General features: G+C 37.0%; 17 protein-coding genes. 3 read left to right on the forward strand and 14 right to left on the reverse strand.

All coding sequences use genetic code 11. From position 1 onward, the window contains the following. Nucleotides 1-28 precede the first annotated feature (28 nt). On the forward strand, nt 29-2,881 hold the full coding sequence (locus tag BZG02_RS08790) for an MFS transporter (RefSeq protein ID WP_101261050.1): 2,853 nt from the start codon (nt 29-31) through the stop codon (nt 2,879-2,881). Here BZG02_RS08790 and BZG02_RS08795 read toward each other — a convergent pair whose 3' ends face one another. From BZG02_RS08795 to BZG02_RS08855, 13 genes are all read right to left on the reverse strand, one after another. Beyond that, nucleotides 2,882-4,156, reverse strand: a complete 1,275-nt coding sequence (locus tag BZG02_RS08795) for a serine hydrolase (protein WP_218972198.1) — start codon at nt 4,154-4,156, stop codon at nt 2,882-2,884. Next, nucleotides 4,153-7,056: a PEP/pyruvate-binding domain-containing protein gene (locus tag BZG02_RS08800; protein WP_101261052.1), complete on the reverse strand. Its 2,904-nt coding sequence runs from the start codon at nt 7,054-7,056 to the stop codon at nt 4,153-4,155. Before BZG02_RS08800 ends, BZG02_RS08795 begins: the two co-directional genes overlap by 4 nt. A 174-nt stretch (nt 7,057-7,230) precedes the next feature. Beyond that, nucleotides 7,231-7,734, reverse strand: coding sequence for a redoxin family protein (locus tag BZG02_RS08805; RefSeq protein ID WP_101261053.1), 504 nt, complete (start codon nt 7,732-7,734; stop codon nt 7,231-7,233). A 169-nt stretch (nt 7,735-7,903) separates the two neighbouring features. Then, on the reverse strand, nt 7,904-8,551 hold the full coding sequence (locus BZG02_RS08810) for a hypothetical protein (protein WP_101261054.1): 648 nt from the start codon (nt 8,549-8,551) through the stop codon (nt 7,904-7,906). Nucleotides 8,552-8,555: 4 nt separating this feature from the next. Then, nucleotides 8,556-8,978, reverse strand: coding sequence for a hypothetical protein (locus BZG02_RS08815; protein ID WP_101261055.1), 423 nt, complete (start codon nt 8,976-8,978; stop codon nt 8,556-8,558). A 194-nt stretch (nt 8,979-9,172) separates the two neighbouring features. Further along, on the reverse strand, nt 9,173-9,967 hold the full coding sequence (locus BZG02_RS08820) for a hypothetical protein (protein ID WP_101261056.1): 795 nt from the start codon (nt 9,965-9,967) through the stop codon (nt 9,173-9,175). A gap of 394 nt (nt 9,968-10,361) precedes the next feature. Then, entirely contained in the window at nt 10,362-10,694 is a 333-nt protein-coding gene (locus tag BZG02_RS08825; protein WP_101261057.1) for a hypothetical protein, read from the reverse strand. 1,636 nt (nt 10,695-12,330) lie between these two features. Next, nucleotides 12,331-13,458, reverse strand: coding sequence for a permease (locus BZG02_RS08830; RefSeq protein WP_101261058.1), 1,128 nt, complete (start codon nt 13,456-13,458; stop codon nt 12,331-12,333). Between the two features lie 50 nt (nt 13,459-13,508). After that, nucleotides 13,509-14,207: an aromatic aminobenezylarsenical efflux permease ArsG family transporter gene (locus tag BZG02_RS08835; protein ID WP_101261059.1), complete on the reverse strand. Its 699-nt coding sequence runs from the start codon at nt 14,205-14,207 to the stop codon at nt 13,509-13,511. 2 nt (nt 14,208-14,209) lie between these two features. Next, nucleotides 14,210-14,647 carry a nitrophenyl compound nitroreductase subunit ArsF family protein gene (locus BZG02_RS08840; RefSeq protein ID WP_101261060.1) on the reverse strand — a complete coding sequence of 146 codons (438 nt, stop codon included), beginning with the start codon at nt 14,645-14,647 and terminating at the stop codon, nt 14,210-14,212. A 16-nt stretch (nt 14,648-14,663) separates the two neighbouring features. Beyond that, complete coding sequence (locus tag BZG02_RS08845; protein WP_101261061.1) at nt 14,664-14,897, reverse strand: thioredoxin family protein; 234 nt, start codon at nt 14,895-14,897, stop codon at nt 14,664-14,666. Nucleotides 14,898-14,985: 88 nt separating this feature from the next. Then, nucleotides 14,986-15,285, reverse strand: coding sequence for an ArsR/SmtB family transcription factor (locus tag BZG02_RS08850; protein WP_101261062.1), 300 nt, complete (start codon nt 15,283-15,285; stop codon nt 14,986-14,988). Between the two features lie 622 nt (nt 15,286-15,907). Next, nucleotides 15,908-16,693: an alpha/beta hydrolase gene (locus BZG02_RS08855; protein WP_101261063.1), complete on the reverse strand. Its 786-nt coding sequence runs from the start codon at nt 16,691-16,693 to the stop codon at nt 15,908-15,910. A gap of 218 nt (nt 16,694-16,911) precedes the next feature. On the opposite strand from BZG02_RS08855, the gene BZG02_RS21405 reads away from it, so the two are divergent. Next, nucleotides 16,912-17,121 (forward strand): hypothetical protein, encoded by a 210-nt coding sequence (locus BZG02_RS21405; RefSeq protein WP_245868071.1) that lies wholly within the window; start codon nt 16,912-16,914, stop codon nt 17,119-17,121. A gap of 1,795 nt (nt 17,122-18,916) precedes the next feature. On the opposite strand, the gene BZG02_RS08865 is transcribed toward BZG02_RS21405, so the two are convergent. Continuing rightward, nucleotides 18,917-20,287, reverse strand: a complete 1,371-nt coding sequence (locus BZG02_RS08865) for a YihY/virulence factor BrkB family protein (protein ID WP_101261065.1) — start codon at nt 20,285-20,287, stop codon at nt 18,917-18,919. Between the two features lie 183 nt (nt 20,288-20,470). On the opposite strand from BZG02_RS08865, the gene BZG02_RS08870 reads away from it, so the two are divergent. Beyond that, nucleotides 20,471-21,154, forward strand: a complete 684-nt coding sequence (locus BZG02_RS08870) for a response regulator transcription factor (RefSeq protein ID WP_101261066.1) — start codon at nt 20,471-20,473, stop codon at nt 21,152-21,154. The last annotated feature ends 1 nt before the right edge of the window (nt 21,155 follow it).

The following is a 21,155-nucleotide window of genomic DNA, read 5'->3' on the forward strand; positions in this document are numbered from 1 at the left end:
CTAACCATATACTACCAGATTATACCGAATGAAAAATTTTGAGAGTTCTGTTAGAAATGTTTTCCAGGAAGCTTTTCAATACTTCTTAAACAAATCGTTCGATATTCGAGTAGGTGAATATCGAAGGGTTGTTTTAATGCAAGTCAATATCTTTTTGATCATCTCTACTCTTTTGATCATCAAGCCAATTGTTAATTCGCTATTTCTTTCCTCCTTCGGTTATTCTTATCTTCCTACAGCATTCATTATCGTTTCTATTTTTGCGGTTGCTATTTCCAGGTTGTATTCCCGCTTGTTATCGAAATTCGCATTCGATAAAATTATGACTCGAACGCTTCTAATTTCGGTTATAACCCTGTTTGTTTTTGGATTGTTGCTTCGCCTAAACATACTGGTACAAGTGGTGCTTTTACTGTTTTATGTTTGGGTAGCCCTTTTTGCTGTAGTCTCCTCCTCTCAATTTTGGGTATTGGCCAACATTATTTTTAATGCGCGAGAAGCCAAACGAGTGTTTGGTTTTATTGGTGCGGGTGCAATTGCCGGAGGAATTTTTGGTGGTTACCTAACCTCCATTATGGCTCCAATAATTGGTAGCGAAAATCTTATTTTTTTTAGTATGCTGGTATTGTTGCCAAGCATTTGGATTACTAAAAAAATATGGGCCGAAAGAGACAGCGAACAGCAACTGGTGCAACAACAAAAAGTACAGGAAGAGCACCAACCCGAAAACCCATATCAAATCATTAAAAAGTCGAGACATTTAAGTTTAATGGCAGGCATTATTGGAGTAAGTGTTGTTGTTGCCAAGCTGGTAGATTACCAATTTAGCGCAATCGCCTCTACCTCCATCCTCGATCCGGATCGATTAACCGCCTTTTTTGGGTTCTGGTTTTCGAACTTTAACCTTTTATCCTTATTCATACAATTGTTTCTTACCCGACGAATTGTTGGTGTATTTGGTGTGGGCAGCTCCCTACTAATTCTTCCCGGCGCTATATTTTTAGGAGCTTTAAGCATGCTGTTTTTTCCTATACTTGGTGCCGCAATATTTATTAAGTTATGTGATGGCAGTTTAAAACAATCTATTAATAAATCGGCCACCGAACTCTTAGCTTTACCCATTCCACTCGAAATTAAGAGTAAAACCAAATCTTATATCGATGTAACTGTAGATAGTGTTGCTTCCGGAATTGGAGGATTGCTTTTATTTTTCCTTGTTAATGGATTACAGCTCTCTACGAATTGGATCAGCTTAATGATTATTGGTTTGCTTGCGCTTTGGATCTACTTTGCCTTGCAAGTAAGAAAAGAATATCTAAAATCATTTAAACTAAAGATCAGTAAAAAAATTAGCCGGAAGAAAGCAGAAAAAAAGGCTGAAACCACCGAATCGGTTATCAGTAATCTGCAAAAGCAATTGGAAAGCACTAAGGAAAATCAATTATTGTACATTATTCAGAAAACACGAGAAATACCTAGAGTAGAGTTCTATTTACGACTTAAACACCTGCTCTCGCATCCATCAAGTAAGGTTAGAGCCGAGGTAATTACCAATCTTAAATCCTATATCAATCACAATTTATCGGGCGACATGCTACTTTTGGTAAATGATGAGGATCAGGAAGTTCGTGTAAAGGCTTTTGAATACTTAATCGCACTAGCGCCTGGCAACCGTGTAAAATTAATTGAGTCGTATCTGGAACATGAAGACGATAAAATTCGGGAATCGGCCTTATTGGCATTAGCAATTGAAACTCGTGGAAACCAAGAGCTCCAGAACTGGTTTTCATTTGGAGATCGCTTGCAGATGCGAATACAACAAATGAATAAAACAGAAGATATAAACGAGAAAGACAAATTACACCAACATATTATACAAGTGATTGGAGCTTCAAGTGCTTCTGGATATTTTAGTTACTTGCAAAATGCTTTTCATCACGAAAGAGAAGAAATTGTTACAAAAGCGATTGAAGCTGCTGGGAATACTGCACACCCTCAGTTCATTAGCGTACTATTGAATTTCTTAAATCAGAAAACTTTTTTACCAACGGCACAAACGGCTTTAGCAAATTACGGCAGCAGAGCCTTTTCTGTATTCCAAAAACTAATTCAAGAGGAGAAAATTTCGGCCGAATTAGTCCGAAAACTGCCTGTGGTTGCACAAAAAATAAACAGTCAGAAATCAATTGATTTTCTTTTCTTTTTACTTGATTACGAGGACTATATGGTTCACTTGGAAAGCTTGAAAGCTTTAAATAATCTTAAACAAAGCTTTCCCCATCTGTTTTTTGACAAGAAACTGGTTATGAGTCTTATTGTAGAGGAAATACACTTGTCGCAGAATAGCTTAGTGGTGTTAAAATCAAAATTTGTAAATAAAGTAGATACCGATTCTATTCCTGCAGAAATTATGGATGCACGAAATAGTTTAATTCATTTATTAGAACGAAGACTTGATGGTAGCTTAGAGCGTATTTTCCGTCTGTTAGAGCTGCGATATCCTCCGGAAGATATACTAACCGTTTACAAAGGCATTCAAAGCAATAAGACTGATCTTAGGATGAATGCAATTGAATTCTTAGATAATGTATTGGAAGCTCGTTTAAAAAAGATCCTGATTCCAGTACTGGAAACAGCCATTTTAAATAGTATGGCTGAACCGGTTTTTAGTTTATTTGCCGAAAAAGAACCCGATGAATTTGGATGCTACCGACTTATCTTAGAAGGTGTTGATGTGAAACTGAAATTAGCTGTATTCTACTTACTGGAACAACTAGCAGACCCAAAGTTTTTGCCTTTGGTTCAAACTTACCTGAATTCCGAAAACTTAAAAATTAGAACATTTGCTCAAAAAGCAAATAAGGCAATGATAGCTGACTAATTAAGGCTTCCGAATTAAATCATCAATACTACTAGCTAATCCCATATGATCGAGATTGGAATTCTTTCTCAATACATTCGTCATTACCACCACCATGTAGGTTGCTCCGTCGGGTTGTTCAACAATTACCACGGAATTCATATAGTTCTGTACATTTCCCATGTACTTTTTGCAGGTAAATCCCTCTTCGGGTTTGCACTGATACAAACTTCCCGATTTAAAATAAATAGCTGCATTGGTTAAGCGAGGCGAAGCACCATAGCGAATTCGTCGATCGGTCATATACATCATTCTTTTAATTTCGAGACTACTATTATAATCTACAATTTTACCACGCTCCAAAGCAATTAAGAACTTCATTAAACCACGCGGACTGCCAATACTACCGCCCGAACCTGGAATAATGCGTTTAGCTCCCTGCGTAAACATACTCCCTAATCGCCATTCCTCTTCGCTAATTCCAATTTTAAGCAAAGGTTCATTTACAAGCAAGTTGGCCAAATTTTGCAAACTAGCCCGGGGAGTTGTTTTAAAATACTCGGAAGCCTGTTCCTCGGTAAGATTTGGGTAATCTTGTCCGAAAGCACGCATTAGCACCGCTTCGCGCCAAACAATGCTTGCAGCACCATTATTACTTACCGAAAGCATATGATCTACCCATTCGTAAAGCGAAAAAATATCGTATTCCTTAACCGTTCTTTTCACCAAAACATTTGTGATGGTGTCGAAAAAAGGAACCGTATGTTCGTCGTAATTTCCCCACGTTCCGGCTTTTACAAATCGCGTTTTTAACAAATTTACCCGATCCTCATACGAATTAGGATAAAGTCGTTCCAGCTCATTAAATAAGCCAGCTATTACCGCCAACTTACCCACACTACCTGGTTGAAAACCTTTGGTATCCTGGCGAGAAGCATATCTTATTTTTTTTCCATTGGTGATATCAAGTAATGCCACCGAATAGCTTTCGTGCAGGTTGGGAAACAAATTATTTAGCTTTTGCTGCAACTTTTTATCGGCCTGAGGAAAAGTTTCCAAACTATCGCCCCGAACTCCCAGTAAATTCAATTTGATATCCTTTATGGACTTAAGTGCACCTGGAATTGGTTTTGTATCCTTAATTTGTCCATCAATAATTTTTTGCAAACGCACCAAACGTCTTATCCCTGTAGTTTTGTAACCATCAATTGGATAAGGCTCCCCGCTTCCTTCTGCAAAAGTGAAAAAGGAAGAAAACAAGAAAACGATTATGAGTAAATTTTTACGATTCATCATTTTAAAATTGTAGTGAGTGAAATGGACTGAACTGATTTAACCTCGGGAGAAACAGACTGTAAGTAAGCCGAAGCTTTTGCCTGCTTATTCTCAACAAAAGGACGTACTTGAAACAACCATAGCTTGTTATTTTTAAAACCCAACTCAACATCCCAAGGACCATTACTATGAACCCCTTCGGTCGTTTTTAATTTTTCCTGCAATTTATTTGCAAAAACACGAATCTCTTGCAGATTCTCCATCGACAAAATCGATTTTTCGAAAGTACTGCTCAGCTTTAAAGTGCCACCCGTTGAAGGCAAACCGTTATAGCTAGGCTCTCGTGCCGGCGACAATAATTTATTTACGCCACTTGCCTCCAAAACATGAGATTGCGCCACTTGTCCGTCTACCGCACCACCAGCACCTCTGCTAAAAGCAATTGTTAGCTCGTCGGTATTCCCCGACTGCACGCCTTTGGTGATTAACACGCCAGAATAATCCACATCTACACTCGGGATTATTAAAATAGAAGGAAAAACATTCTCAGGATTCAACAAATAACTTTGTCTCCACTTATAGCTTCTTTCGGAATAAGGCGAAGCCCAAACATCTTTAATTCCCTGCACTATTTTTTCAGTATCGAGCACATTAAATAGTGTTAAATTAAGACCTGCTCCTGTAAAGCTCTTTAAATCTTCCATATTGGTATCGCTACGCAGGAAAACCGGTACTTTTCCCATCGGTTTACCCAATACGGAAATAAACTGTTGCTTTATATCCTCCTTAAATTCAGGTAGTAAAGGCATTTTTTTTATCGCTTCGCTTAAGGTAGCCAATTGCCCCAATACATACTCATCTACTTCTATACCAGGAAGTCCAGCCTTTTGTTTTTCCGTTGCAACGCGAAAAGTTTGGTTTAAAAACTGCCAATAGGAAAGATTTACTTCTGGCATTGCTTGATCCATATGCTTTCGGAATATCCCGAAAGGGACTACCAAACCTTCCACCACCTGATCGGGAAACAATTGCTTTAGTTGTCCTAAATTTGCAGCCTTAGGACCACATAATTTTCCTGAGTTGGCAGCATTTACCTTTCGGAGATTTACCAATTGAGTTTGATTCAGATCAATTTGCTCTACCGGAATTCTAATTTTTTCCTCGCTTCGTTTTTTCACCACAAACAATTTCTTCTCCTCATCGGTCATCCTACTTTCTGGCTTAATAATCACTTTTCCTTTCGGCGATACCACATAAAAAACCGATGTTCCCGAATATTTTTTAAGATCGGTAAGGTTTTGCTGCGAGAGTACCGCATTTGGTATTCCTAAATTACGAGCCAAAAGTTGTACGTGCGATACCATATTTCCTTCCGAAACAGTTGCAATACCGGCTACCGGTTTTAAATCGGAAGGTGGCTTGCTAAACAAATATATTTTCTCTTTCGATACTTCGATCTTGTCAACATTACCTTCAACCACCACTAATTCTCCTTTGGCAAAACCAGGATTTAAACCTCTAAAATGACTTTGATTTTCGATATCCATCACCTCGTTGGACTGCATAGAAATCAAATTCATAAAATCGCCCAATCGGCTTACCGAAGCACCCAAAGGAAGCAAAACCGAAGAGCGAATACGATCGTCGGTAAAATGATAGGTAAGTGGTTCAAAAGCACCAAAAGTACTTATGGTTTCGTCGAAAACCGCAGTATTCATTCCGGTTCCCCACTCTATAATGCTACGCGCACAATCGTGCACTTTTCGGATGGTTTCCAAAGAAATATCCGAAACATCGGGAGCCTGCAAATCATTTTTTACTTGTTGCCATTCCCATAATTCAATATATCCGCATGCCGTTGCAGCCTTGGCAAGCATTTCATTCAAGTTAATTACTCCCTTTAAACTTTGCGGTTTCCAACTAGTTAATTCATAAAACAGAATGCTTTCTAACTGAATCGAAACATCTAAAAAGGCCAAACGATTGGCAGGAAGTTCCTGCAACAGATTCTCCCGAATTTCGAATAACATATCGCTAACGGCTTTTACCCGTTGCTCTCCTTTTGTATTGGCTTGTAGTTTGGTGAAATTAAGCATGCTTTGCTTTAATTTCGAGCTAACAGGAACTTTTACCAAGTATCGTTCTAAATCTTTTAAATGAATTGGCTGATAATAAACTTCCAGTTCGCGTATCAATTTATCGACCTGTTCTTTGGTGTCCGCTTCGAGCTTTGTGTACTTTTTCGTTTTGTAGGCTTTTACTCGTTCAATATCCGATTGATCGGGCTGTCCGTGAATTTTAATCCGCGCATCCATAAACTCCACATCGCTATCTGCAATTAGCAAAGACAAGGAGCGAATGTTCTGCAGACTTTTGGTTTCCTGCATATGAGGAAGGCCACGAACGGCTTCGCGCACTAAATAAAACTGACTTTTAAGTGCATCCTCATTCGCCAGCAACCAGTTGCAAAATTTAATTCCCCACGCATTTTCATCTTCTGCCTGAATGGCTCCCCGATAAAATTGCCCGCGACGAAGTACCCAAGCATTATCGGTGGCTTGTAAATATTTCTCCAACAAATATTGTTTTAATCGGGATTGTTGATTGGAAGCATCCCAAAAATCCTCGTTGGGAGTGGTTGCCAAAATCTGACCTAAAAACACGTGGTTGGTTTGCGCCAAACGAACTACTGCATCTTTGTATTTTGCACGTTGAACGCCTCCGGGTTCGGGACAGCGCATTTTAGGGGCCACCATCGATCCATCGGGACAAAACCACATAATTTGCTGATAAGGGCCTTTCGGATCCTTCTTAAAACTTTCAATCATTTTGCTGATTTCAAGATTGGAAACCGGTTGTGCCTGAGCCACAATTCCCCAAAAACAAATTCCCAACACAAACACAAGTACTCTTAACTTCATAACTAATTTATTTATGCAAATTGTAGTCAAATTTATCATTTTTCGTAACATCAATTCTATTCTTAACCGATTATCTTACAACAAAAAACAATCCAAATTTATTCGTGCCAGAAGCCTATATATTAGATCAACAATTAATTTAAACAGCTTAAAATTTAAGCTAAGTTTTTAGATTTAGTACTGATTTAAAACACCTATTACCTCATTGTAGTTATGTGGTAGCTTTTTATTCAGCACTTTTCCATTTCTATCCACCAAAAAAAGAACCGGAATGGCTCGGGTAAAAATCTCCTCCCCGGGAAAAGCTTTTTCTAATAGCAATTGAATGCCCAAATTTTGAAATATGCCTTTGTCGGGCCCCGCGAAATCGAGAAAATAGGAATTTATTTGTACGTTAGTGTTGGAGAGCAGAGAAGCTACTTCTGATTTATTTTTACTTGCTGCAATTAGTAGTATCTGATATTCGGAAGTGTCGATATTTTCCTGCAGTTGGGGAAGCGTTTCGGCCAGTGTCTTTCGACAGCCACTGCACCAAGTTGTCCATATGTAAACTATTGTTTTGTTCTTTTGGGAGATTAGGTGAGTCAATTTCTCGGAATCCATCATTCGTTCCTTTTCGAGACTATTGGAGCAGGAAAGTGTTGCAAATAATAGGCTGATGACAAGTAAGTATCTCATGGCAAGTATTTTTATGCCGAAGAAGATACAAATTTTATTCTTTTGGAGATAAAAATGATAGCCGAATTCGTGGCACTTTCCTGTCGAGTTACACCTAACTTGATGCGTGGCAGAATGCTCGAATAACCGCAACACCCCCAATATTTTATGACCGTGTTAGCAGCCGTTATTAAATCTCTATTATTTTAATATTACTATTTTTTAGTTCATTTTTTATACTTTCGATATTGTCACTTGATTTCTCAAATTGTTGTTCAATATATCCAGGAGGATAATCAGTCCATCTATTGTGAACTGCATATTCCTTCAAAGATTGCTCTAGAATCTTTTCTCTACGTGTTATTGAAGGAAGGTAAACTCCACTAATATTTTTACCAGATACATTTAACTCTTTTTGAATCAATTTAAGGTCATCAATATTCCAAAATGCATACCCAATCAAAATATCAGTGGCACTGTTATTTATCTTTGAAATAAGCAGTTTAAACTCATGTTCTTTTTGCTTGCTATATTCAAGTTGTGGATTCGGGTCGGGAATCTCTACTTTATTAATCTTTTCAAAACTATTTAAATCATCAAATTCGGGAAGACTTACGTCCAAATTCAAAGTCAGGTTGATACGAATAGTTTTTTTTTCATTCAATATTGAACAATCTCTCATATAACCTTTGTGAGAATCATAAACTTCTTTAATCAACCAAATTTTCTTACATGAAGGACATTCAAATTGTTCCAATTTCTCATGAAACCCAATTCCTTTTCCAACATTACATGTTCCTCCTGTAACAAGAGCCACTTTACCCTTTAGTGGTTTCATTCTTTTAAAAATTAATACTGATTCCTATTTTAGGGAGTAATTTTGTGTCATCTTCTAAATCCGTTTTAAGCTCCACTCCCAATAGTAAAGTAATATTTTCACTTATAATATTGTTTTTACACAAGTATAATGGTAAACGAAAATAACCAAATTCCCCATCAAATATGGAAGCTCCTATTCCCCATGATAGATTAATATCGGATCCTTCTTTAAACGAAAAATCATTTCGCAATAATAACGAATACTCCGATACACTGTAATAGTCATCATTTGCCTTCACTCTTATTTCCGGGTAAAACTTGCTATCTGTAAACGTGGCAAATCCGAATTCGTTTGTATTATAGTAACTTGCTCTCCATTTTGTAGTTTGTGAGAATGCCGACATAGTAAATCCTAAAACTAGGAGTAGTAATAATGCTTTTTTCATAAGTTGGTTTTGTAAATAATGGATTGTAATATGTTATTTTTCAAAGCTTGTTTTCGTTTGTATTAACGCCAGCTACCGAACGAATCCTTTCGTGTGGCTTTTATCTTTTTATCAAAGAACCTGATACAATCGCGCACTAACGGGGGTGCAGTTCCTGCCACACAAACGCTTAGTTGTTGTATGCTGGCTTTTCTTCATTCTTCCTCTATCTCAACGAAATCTTTCTCAATACTATTAAAAACATTTATTGTTGCGCTTATTGCTTTAAACAAATCAAAGCTTAACATCTCACTGAAAACTTCTGAATACCTATTTAATTCGTCCTTTGATTTAGTCTTTAGATGAATCATGTTTTTTCTGTGATTATATAATTCATTGATAACTTCTAAATTTTCACGTCTTGTTTCCCAGAAATCATTTTGTTTTATAGCTAACGGCACTACAGATTCTAATTTTTCCTTAAATGAAATACCATTCTCAATCTTCTTCTGATTGTAATTTGTCTTACCGTGTTTATTTTCTTTTTTATAAGAAAAATTAGTAGGTATTATTTGATTCATAAAACTTTCTAATGCACTAACAAGCATTATAACACTACTAGTAACTGCCTTAATATAACTTGTGTAACTCTGATTTGTACAACCGTAGCTAAAATCCAAGATAAATAAGTTTGTATCATTACCACGTTTGCCAAATCTGATAAATTCATCTGATTTAATTTTTTGCGAAACCTCAAAAAATTCTAGAGAAGATGTTAAGAATAAATGAGTAGGGCTAGGTAGGACTGATATGAATTGTTTTTCATCATGCTTTATTCCTAACATTTGATATACTCGTTCTTTCTCTCCTTCATGTTTAGCTATAACAATGAAATTATTTGATTTGTTGTGATTGGAATTATCGTTATTTGCTAATTCGGATGGGGATATTTTAGCCAAAGATTCTTCTGTTATTATTGGATCTGCATGTGGTGGAATTTTTATTTTCATTTTGATATTCTATGTTTATTTAAGCTTGCATACAACTTATAACTAAAGCCATGGCCTTTATTTCATTTTTACTACTTTAAAAAGTGTGTTTATCGTTCCTAATAGATCGGTAATTAACACTAATTATGATGACAACACGAAATGTCATATGTAAAAACTCCTCTAAAGTATCAAATTTCAACTAAGATTCATACTGTCAAACTTGCCAACTTGCTTTGTACACATAAAATATATTTTAAGCAATTATTATTTGCTTAGTAGGTTAGGGAAATTATTCTGTTTCGCCAAAGAGATCAGTAATCTTTCTGCTAGTCGTTTAAAATAGCAAGCCAATACAAGCACTTGTAAAGAATAGCTCTTAAAATAGCTTATGCTGTCGCACTCCTCTTTCCAGCTACATCCCCAAAAAGGGGATTTTTTTGCTCCCTGCAAAAACAAGAGAGCTCGCGAACATTTGTACATGGCTTGCTTTATCAAAAAAGGGAGCCATCAACATTTGTTCACGGTTTGCTTTACCGAAAAAGGGAGTCATTAACATTTGTTCACGGTTTGCTTTATCAAAAAAGGGAGCCATTAACATTTGTTCACGGCTTGCTTTACCGAAAAAGGGAGTCATTAACATTTGTTCACGGCTTGCTTTACCGAAAAAGGGAGTCATTAACATTTGTTCACGGCTTGTTTTATCAAAAAACAAGAGAATTTCAGAAAGAAAGAAAGAAAGAATCATCCTTTTTTTTCCTTGTTACTTGATACTTGGAACTTGATACTTGTTACTTGATTTACTTTGAGGTTAAATCATTTTGTAGGCTACGCACCCCTCTGCCTGTCGGCATCTCCCCTTAAAAAAGGGAGAATTCCAGAAACGAAAGCATCATCTTTTTTTTCTTGAGACTTGGAACTTGGAACTTGGAACTTGGAACTTGACGCCTGATTTATGAATCGCATTGCAATTTCGTCGCTTGTTGCAACACCTCCTCTATCTAAATTTTTAACTGCGACGATTTTACTTTACATCGCAAATACCTGGGGTGGCAGTCGCTTCGCTTCTTTACCCCAGGCTATTGGAATTTGAGCCCTTCAGGCTCAACATTTGCAAACAAAATAGAAAGTTCAGAAAGATAGCATCATCTTTTTTTTCCTTTGTGCTCTTTGGGTTGCCCTTTGATTTACTTTGTGGTAAACTATTTTGTAGGCTACGCACCCCTCTGCCTGTCGGCATCTCCCCTTAAAAAAGGGAGAATTCCAGAAAGAAAGTATGATCCTTTTTTTTTCTTGATTCTTGTTACTTGTTACTTGTTACTTGATACTTGGAACTTGACGCCTGATTAATGAATCGCATTGCAATTTCGTCGCATGTGGGAACGCATCCTTTATCTAAATTTTAACTACTACCAATTCCTTTTACGCACAATAACCTGGGGTGACAGTCGCTTCGCTCCTTTACCTCAGGCTATTGGAATTTGAGCCCTTCAGGCTCAGCATTTGCAAACAAAATACAAAGTTCAGAAAGATAGCATCATCTTTTTTTTCCTTTGTGCTCTTTGGGTTGCCCTTTGATTTACTTTGTGGTAAACTATTTTGTAGGCTACGCACCCCTCTGCTTGTCGGCATCTCCCCTTAAAAAAGGGAGAATTCCAGAAAGAAAGTATGATCCTTTTTTTTCCTTGATACTTGATACTTGATACTTGTTACTTGACGCCTGATTTATGAATCGCATTACAATTTCGTCGCTTGGTGCAACACCTCCTCTATCTAAATTTTTAACTGCGACGATTTTACTTTACATCACATATACCTGGGGTGGCAGTCGCTTCGCTTCTTTACCCCAGGCTATTGGAATTTGAGCCCTTCAGGCTCAACATTTGCAAACAAAATACAAAGTTCAGAAAGATAGCATCATCTTTTTTTTCCTTTGTGCTCTTTGGGTTGCCCTTTGATTTACTTTGTGGTAAACTATTTTGTAGCTACGCACCCCTCTGCCTGTCGGCATCTCCCCTTAAAAAAGGGAGAATTCCAGAAAGAAAGTATGATCCTTTTTTTTCTTGATTCTTGTTACTTGTTACTTGTTACTTGATACTTGATACTTGGAACTTGGAACTTGACGCCTGATTTATGAATTGCATTGCAATTTCGTCGCATGTGGGAACGCATCCTTTATCTAAATTTTTAACTACTACCAATTCCTTTTACGCACAATAACCTGGGGTGACAGTCGCTTCGCTCCTTTACCTCAGGCTATTGGAATTTGAGCCCTTCAGGCTCTGTATTCTAAAAAAATAGCTTACTCCTTATCTTATTGATACTTGATATCTACTCCTGTAAGAGAGGAAGAAAAAGGAACTAAAACAAATATGAACATCTTTTTAAAGCACGAGGTTGAATAAATACCCCAAAATAATAATGAATAAAGTGATGATACCAAAGAAAATACCAATCAGTTTCCACTTCATTACTTTCTTTAATAAAGTTGCCTCGGGCAATGATAAGCCTACTACTGCCATCATAAAAGCAATGGCGGTTCCTAGTGGCACTCCTTTTGCAACAAACACTTGAATAACGGGAACTATACCTGCGGCATTTGCATACATAGGAACAGCAAGGATAACCGCTAATGGAACAGCATACCATTTATCAGCAGATAAAAACTCGGTAAAGAAATTTTCGGGCACATAACCATGCATGGCCGCTCCAATGGCTATTCCAATAATCACGTACAACAATACTTTTCGAACAATATCCCATCCTTCTTTAATAATGGAAGGCAGACGATCTAAAAAGGATAATTTTTCAGCGTCCCATTCTTCCTGCTCTTGTATTGCATTATCCTGTATTTCTCGTACCCAATCGCTTAAGTATTTATCGAGCTTCAGTTTTCCTAATACAAAACCACCCAACATCCCCATTAAAATACCTGTTCCCGCATAAATAACGGTGGCCTTTACGCCAAATAAGCCCAAAAACATAGCTACAGCTACCTCGTTCACCAAAGGGGAAGTTATTAAATAGGCAAAAGTTACGCCTAAAGGGATACCTCCTTTTACAAAACCAATAAATAATGGTATGGATGAACAGGAACAAAATGGAGTAACTGCACCAAAAAAAGAGGCGAAGAAATATTCCAATCCATACATTTTTTTAGTAGTCAGGTAAATCCGTAATCGGTCCACCGGAAAATAAGCATTAACAACTCCCATTAAACTACTAATTATAAATAGCAGAATTACAATTTTTATGGTATCGTAAAAAAAGAAGTTAACTGCTGCTCCTAAATGAGATTCAGGATTCAACTTCAACAAATCAAAAGCAAAGGCATCAATGATATGCGGTAAATAGTGATACAAGGCTATTATAAGCGGTAAAACAACTGCTATGGAAGCAATTAATCGTGCTTTGCTATTCACCTCTTGATTCCTTTCATCAGAATTATCGAGAGCATAAGCCACACTCTCTGCTTTGTTTCTATTCTTTGTAGGGATGTTCAACTTATCCATTGTTTATTTTTTTGTAGTTCGTTAAAATACGAACTGATAATGTAAATTTTTTAGAAAAAAATCGTGATCATATAATACAGACCCACCACTATGAAAACTACTGCAACTACTCGTCTGAACCAAAGTTCAAAATTTTTCAGTTTATTGTAAATGGAACCAATTGAACCAACACTAAATGCAATAAGCCATGCAAAAATAATCACCGGAATTCCAGTAGCAATGGCAAAAAACACAGGCAAATACAAACCACTTGCATTACTGATGGTCATAGGCATAAGCATGCCAAAATAAAGAACCCCGCTATAAGGACAAAATGCCAATGCAAACACTACTCCCAGTAAAAGAACTCCCCAAAAACTGTTGTTCGCTTTGTTTTCCATTTTTTCGGTCAACGAACCTATTCCAGGGATTTTAAAGTTGAGAACCCCAAGCATAAACAATCCGATGATCACTAAAAGTGGACCCAATACTTTTTCGCCCCACTCCTGAAAAAAGCCTGCAAATTCGAATTGACTGGCTCCAAAAAAGAAAAGCAAACCAATTGTTGTATAAGTAATCGCTCGTCCCAAAGTATACACCAAGCCATTTATAAAAACCTTACGTTGGCTCACAATATCTTTACTGATAAAACCAATTGCAGTGATGTTGGTTGCCAAAGGACAGGGACTTATGGCGGTCATAAGTCCCAGTATAAATGCCGTGAATATTGGAAACTGCGATGTTTCGAGAAAACTTTGTAATACCTCCATGCTTACATCATTGAATCAACAGTGGACTTCAGTTTACTTTTTAATTTATCGGGATTGCTACGAGCGTTTAAAAAAGCATCGTTGGTTAAATTTACCATTTTGTCTCCCTTTACAATTAAAAGTGAAGTACCACTAATTTTATATTTTGCTACCAAAGCTTTTTCTACTTCTTCTTCTCGATTAATCGATTGAAAAACTACCTTATCGCCATAATATTCTTTCACTGCTTCTTTCGAAACCGCTTCTACTGCCTCACAGGTAGCACAACGACGAGTAGCATGAAAATAGTAAACTTTTACTTCGCTGGTTTTCTGATTTTCGTCACAAGTTACTTTTGTACTGCTTGAATTATTTGCTGTTGCGCCCTTGCAACATTGTGCCGATACGGCAACTACTCCTACAAAAAGAAGGATACTTAAGGTGCTTATTAACTTTTTCATTTTGAGATCCGTTTTATTATTTGCTTAATAATTTTACAATTTCATTTACCGAAGGTACTTTCCCCTTTACTACAATTTCTCCGTCAATAACTAGGGCAGGAGTCGTCATTACTCCAAAATTCATAATTTCAACAATGTCTTCCACTTTCGTGATAGTAGCTTCTACTCCTGCTAATGCAACAGCTTCCTGAGTTGCTTTTTCAAGCGATTTGCATTTTGAACAACCTGTGCCTAATACTTTAATTTCCATACCTATACGTTTTAAATTATTTAAATCTATCTTGTTTATACTATCCATTCGCAGTTCGCAAAACAACGAACTTTGTCTTCAAATTTTTTTAGATTCCAAGAAATTCTTTAAAAAGCAATTGGGCTTCTTTCCAGTTTTCTTTGTTGATACAATACTTAATTCTTGGAGATTCAATTTCGCCCTGAATTAATCCAGCATCCTTCAGTTCTTTTAGATGTTGCGATAAGGTTGATTTTGCAATAGGCAAATCGTCGCTTAAATTGCCACTGTAGCAACAACTTTGCTTCGACAACAATTCCATAACATACATACGTACTGGGTGTCCCAAGGCTTTAGCATATCGGGCTGCCCTAATTTGTTTGTCGCTTGTAACGGTTTTTATATTCATCTCTGTTCGTAAATTCACGAACAAATATAAGAGCTTTTTTTTAGCTGCAATAAAAAAACCTTATTTTTTTTCGTTCGATAAAAGATTTACCAGAAAAAAGTTTGACTTCTTTGAGTTCCCTTTTTGGTTAAATTGCAATTTCGTCGCGTGGGGCAACACCTCTTCGATCCAAACTTTTACTGGCGACGATTTTACTTTACATCACATATACCCAGGGTGGCAATCGCTTCGCTCCTTTACCCCAGGCTATTGGAATTTGAGCCCTTCAGGCTCAGCATTTGCAAACAAAATACAAAGTTCAGAAAGAAAGCATCATCTTTTTTTTCTTGATACTTGGAACTTGACGCCTGATTTATGAATTACATTGCAATTTCGTCGCTTGTTGGAGCACCTCTTCGATCTAAATTTTTACTGGCGACGATTTTACTTTACATCACATATACCTGGGGTGGCAATCGCTTCGCTCCTTTGCCCCAGGCTATTGGAATTTGAGCCCTTCAGGCTCTGTATTTGCTGGAAAAAGAGAAGTTCAGAAAGGTAGCCTTAGACTTTTCTTCTTTGATACTTGTTATTTGTTACATGGGACTTACTCCTGAACAAACACGCCTCTGCCAATATGTTTTTATTTTAATTTATTTAAGAAATCGCTAATAGCTTTCCAATATTCCTCTCCTCCTTGTTGATTGATCCACAAAGCTCTTGAGCCATGATGCCCAGCTCCTTCGGGAATAAACTGCACTTGGTTATCAAGCAATTTGTGTTTTTGAAGCAGATCGCTAATATTGTTTGCTTCGCTCTTGGAGCTGGTTAGAAACATCGGCTTGTTAAAATCTTCCAAAACATCCACTAAAGACCCTTTGGTTTCGGCCATGTAATTCCCCGGACTAAAGGAGATAACGGCATTTACATCTTCCCGTTCGGCAGCTAAATACAATGCCAAGGTGGAGGAATACGAAGATCCCCACAGAATTACTTTTGAGGTATATTTTTCAGTCAAGAAATCAAGCGCTGCAATAATATCTGCTTCAGCATCGATATAATCTACGCTTTTTGTCATTTTAATAGCTCTTAAGTTAGTTTCGTTTTGAGTATTGCCAATAGGACCACCCGATCGCTGATCGATAGCCATGCAGTTAAAACCCATCGCATTTAATTGCTCGGCGATGCCCGCATATTCAAATTTATTGAAGCGTGCCTGGTGACAGAGTAAAATGAATGGAGCTATCTCGTTAATCTGATACAAATGTCCAGTAATCTTCAAGGAATCTAAAGATTCGAATTCAACCACTTCGGGATATTCTCCACTTGCTTCCGATTTAATATCGTGTGCTTCTGATTTTGGACCAATAGGTTTGCAGGATGCAAAAAATAGGCTGTATGCAACTAGTAATAAAAAGATATTTTTCATCAATTTTTAATTTAGTATAGGTACAATACGATGCTTAAAAGTAAAAATACCTTGCTTAAAAACCAAAGAAATAAAGTTGATAATGTTATGCCATTCAGCAATTAACACCATCCTATTTTTCAAATCGCACAACCAACCGGAGTCACTTAATGTCCATTTTTTTTCAAATTATATTGTTCTTGATTTAATGGGTTTCCATTGTGGCAAATCGGACAATAATGAATGTATCTAGTTTTTATTGGAAAAACGGAAATGAAGAACAGACTTGCAAAAGTGGCATTCTTTTCCAATATCCAGTTGGTGGTATTGTTGCAATGGTAACAATGTTCCTGTATATAACATTGTTGCTTTTCTACTACTTTATCGTTGGCTCCGAAAATGAAGATCATATTGCTATTTTAATTAGTCCCATAAGGGGTTTGGGATAATTTTTACAAGATAATATTTGATTTTAGGAATAAACTAAGTCTTGCAAAAAAAAATTTAATTAGAGTCAATATGTATCCTGTTTTCTGATTTTATGCGTTATTCATTGATTTAATTATTGTTGACATTGCTATTTATGAATCGCATTGCAATTTCGTCGCGTGGGGCAACACCTCTTCGATCCAAACTTTTACTGACGACGATTTTACTTTACATCGCATATACCCGGGGTGGCAATCGCTTCGCTCCTTTACCCCAGGCTATTGGAATTTGAGCCCTTCAGGCTCTGTATTCAAAAAAAATAGCTTACTCCTTATCTTCTTAATACTTGATACTTAATTTATGAATCGCATTGCAATTTCGTCGCGTGAGGCAACACCTCTTCGATCTAAATTTTTACTAGCGACGATTTTACTTTACATCACATATATCCGGGGTGGCAGTCACTTCGCTCCTTTACCCAAGGATATTGGAATTTGAGCCTTTCAGGCTCTGTATTCAAAAAAAATAGCTTACTCCTTATCTTCTTGAGACTTGATACTTAATTTATGAATCGCATTGCAATTTCGTCGCGTGGGGCAACACCTCTTCGATCCAAATTTTTACTGGCGACGATTTTACTTTACATCACATATACCCGGGGTGGCAATCGCTTCGCTCCTTTACCCCAGGCTATTGAGATTTGAGCCCTTCAGGCTCTGTATTCAAAAAAAATAGCTTACTCCTTATCTTCTTAATACTTGATACTTAATTTATGAATCGCACTGCAATTTCGTCGCTTGGGGGAACGCATCCTTTATCCAAATTTTTACTGGCGACGATTTTACTTTACATCGCAAATACCTAGGGTGACAATCGCTTCGCTCATTTACCCCAGGCTATTGGACTTCGAGCCATTCAGGCTCTGTATTCAAAAAAAATAGCTTACTCCTTATCTTCTTGAGACTTGATACTTAATTTATGAATCGCACTGCAATTTCGTCGCGTGGGGCAACACCTCTTCGATCCAAATTTTTACTGGCGACGATTTTACTTTACATCGCATATACCCGGGGTGGCAATCGCTTCGCTCCTTTACCCAAGGATATTGAAATTCGAGCCCTTCAGGCTCAGCATTCTAAAAAAATAGCTTACTCCTTATCTTCTTGAGACTTGATACTTAATTTATGAATTGCACTGCAATTTCGTCGCGTGGGGCAACACCTCTTCGATCCAAACTTTTGCTGACGACGATTTTACTTTACATCACATATACCCGGGGTGGCAATCGCTTCGCTCCTTTACCCAAGGATATTGGAATTTGAGCCTTTCAGGCTCTGTATTCAAAAAAAATAGCTTACTCCTTATCTTCTTGAGACTTGATACTTAATTTATGAATTGCACTGCAATTGCGTCGCGTGGGGCAACACCTCTTCGATCTAAATTTTTACTGGCGACGATTTTACTTTACATCACATATACCCGGGGTGGCAATCGCTTCGCTCCTTTACCCCAGGCTATTGGAATTTGAGCCCTTCAGGCTCAGCATTCTAAAAAAATAGCTTACTCCTTATCTTCTTGAGACTTGACGCCTGATTTATGAATCGCATTGCAATTTCGTCGCTTGTTGGAGCACCTCTTCGATCTAAATTTTTACTGGCGACGATTTTACTTTACATCACATATACCCGGGGTGGCAGTCGCTTCGCTCCTTTGCCCCAGGCTATTGGAATTCGAGCCCTTCAGGCTCTGGACTCGCTGGAAAGAGAGAAGTTCAGAAAGCATTATCCTTTTTTCTTTGTGTACTTTGTGATATTCTTAGTTTTCCGTTGTTGGAAACTCCTTCACTAATTTAATATCTTTTAAAAGTGTCTCTTTCTGATCCGATGAAACTGAATTTCGGTAATCTTTCAAAATAGATTTTAACTCTTTGTAAGTTTGTGTTTCTAAAACAGGAATCTTCTCGGATCCGGTATTCTCTAAAATATCAATTACCTTGTTTACCGTCATGCCATTAATATCAAAAGCAGGTTGATATGCCATTTGTTTATCGGTATCGGTGACTAGTTCGGCCACCAAGCCGGCATTTGTTAAATCAAAAAGAATTTCCCGCACCAAACGAATAGGCATCTGTAATCGGTGAGAGATATCCTGCGAAAGCATAGGAATTTCGTCCTTTTTAAAATTGTGGATAATTAAATGAAGTACATATAAACTTAGTAAACGCTTGTAGTCGTAGGTTATTTCGGAGGTTTCTGTTTCGAATTCGTAATTTTCAACATTTTGTTCGGCAAAAGAAATTTCGGCTCCCAATAAAACAACCAACCAACTCATTTGCAACCACATCAAGAATAATGGCAAGGCTGCAAAACTACCATAAACAGCATTGTAGGTAGTTACCATTCCCTGAAACTCGATATATAAGATCTGAAACAATTGATAGATTGTACCTGCAATGATACCTGCCAACAAACTAGATTTAAATTTCACATGTGTATTCGGCATAAACGTATACAGCATGGTAAATAAGGTCCAAACTAGGAAATAAGGTGTCAAATTAATCAGAAAACTAAGATATGGCCCAACGGATTCGAGCAAAGTATTCCCTTGAGTTACCTGCTTAATCATGGTTTTTAAAAAAACAGTTGCTCCACTCGAACCAATTAGCAAGATGGGTGCAAAAATCATAATTGCAGTGTAATCGCTAAATCTTCGCCCCCAGGTTCTCCCCTTCTTTATTCGCCAAACATCGTTAAACGATTCCTCGATATTCGCCAAGACTTTTAATACCGACCAAAATAAAATGACAAATCCCAACCCAGCAATTAAGGATCCTTTTGTATTTAGAAGCATTTTATTTGCAAACTCAATCAGCCAATTCAGCACTTCTTCCTGTCCCGAAAGGTTAGCTATCAGTTCTTTTTCCAATTTCTTTTCCAAATCGAATCCCTTAGCAATTCCGAAACCCATTGCCAACACCGGCACAACCGATAGTACTGAGTAAAAAGTTAAAGCGGATGCCCGCAATTGGCATTTATCTTCGTAAAATCCTTTAATCGCTAAAAGATAAATTCGTAGTTGTCGAATTAAAAAATAACGAGGTCCTGATAATTCCTTTAAGCGCATGTTCCACACACCACGACTTAAAAAATTCATTATTATATCGATATAAGTACGAATACTCTTCATTTCTTGCTAATTAGTTAGTAATTTATGAGTTCGAATTTACATAAAAGGCAAAGATTTACCAATAATTTCAAAATCTTCACTTTTGATTCTTTCAAAAAAGTAAAAAATCTTTATCTGCTAAGAAATGTTCTACCCTTTTTTTAAGTTTGTAAGAACAATACTGACTTTTTATCCCTCATTCGCATGAAAAAAGAAATTCTAATTATTGAAGATGACCTTTCCTTGCAAAAAACTTTAGCTACTTACCTTTCAAATTCTGGATTCCAATGTACTTGTGCATCGGGAATTCAAGAAGGTAAATCTTTTTTCGATAAAAAATTTTTTCATATTGTTTTACTTGATTTGGGACTACCCGATGGTGATGGTTTGGATTGTATCTCCTTTATCAAATCCATTTGGGAAGATACAGGCGTTATTATTATTTCGGCTCGAGATAAATTGGAAGACCGGGTAGATGGCTTAAATTTAGGTGCCGACGACTATTTAGTGAAACCCTTTCATTTATCGGAACTAAACGCAAGAATTAATGCGCTTTTGCGAAGAAACATTCATTACGAGAATCAAATCTTAAACTTTGGTGATATAGAAATTGATACTAGTTCTAATCAGGTAAAAATAAAAAATGAACTAATTGATTTTAGTCGAAAGGAGTTTGATTTACTGCTTTATTTTATCGAAAATAAAAATAGAGTTCTCACTAAAGAGAGCTTATTTGAACATGTGTGGGGAGAAAATTCGGTTTTTATGGACAACTCCGATTTTATTTACACGCACATTAATCGCATTCGAAAAAAAATCAAAACCCATACTGGTTCCAATTACATAAAAACCGTTCATGGATTTGGATATAAACTTGACATTCAGTAAA

The sequence above is a fragment of the Labilibaculum filiforme genome (assembly GCF_002843315.1).
Taxonomy (GTDB): Bacteria; Bacteroidota; Bacteroidia; order Bacteroidales; family Marinifilaceae; genus Labilibaculum; species Labilibaculum filiforme.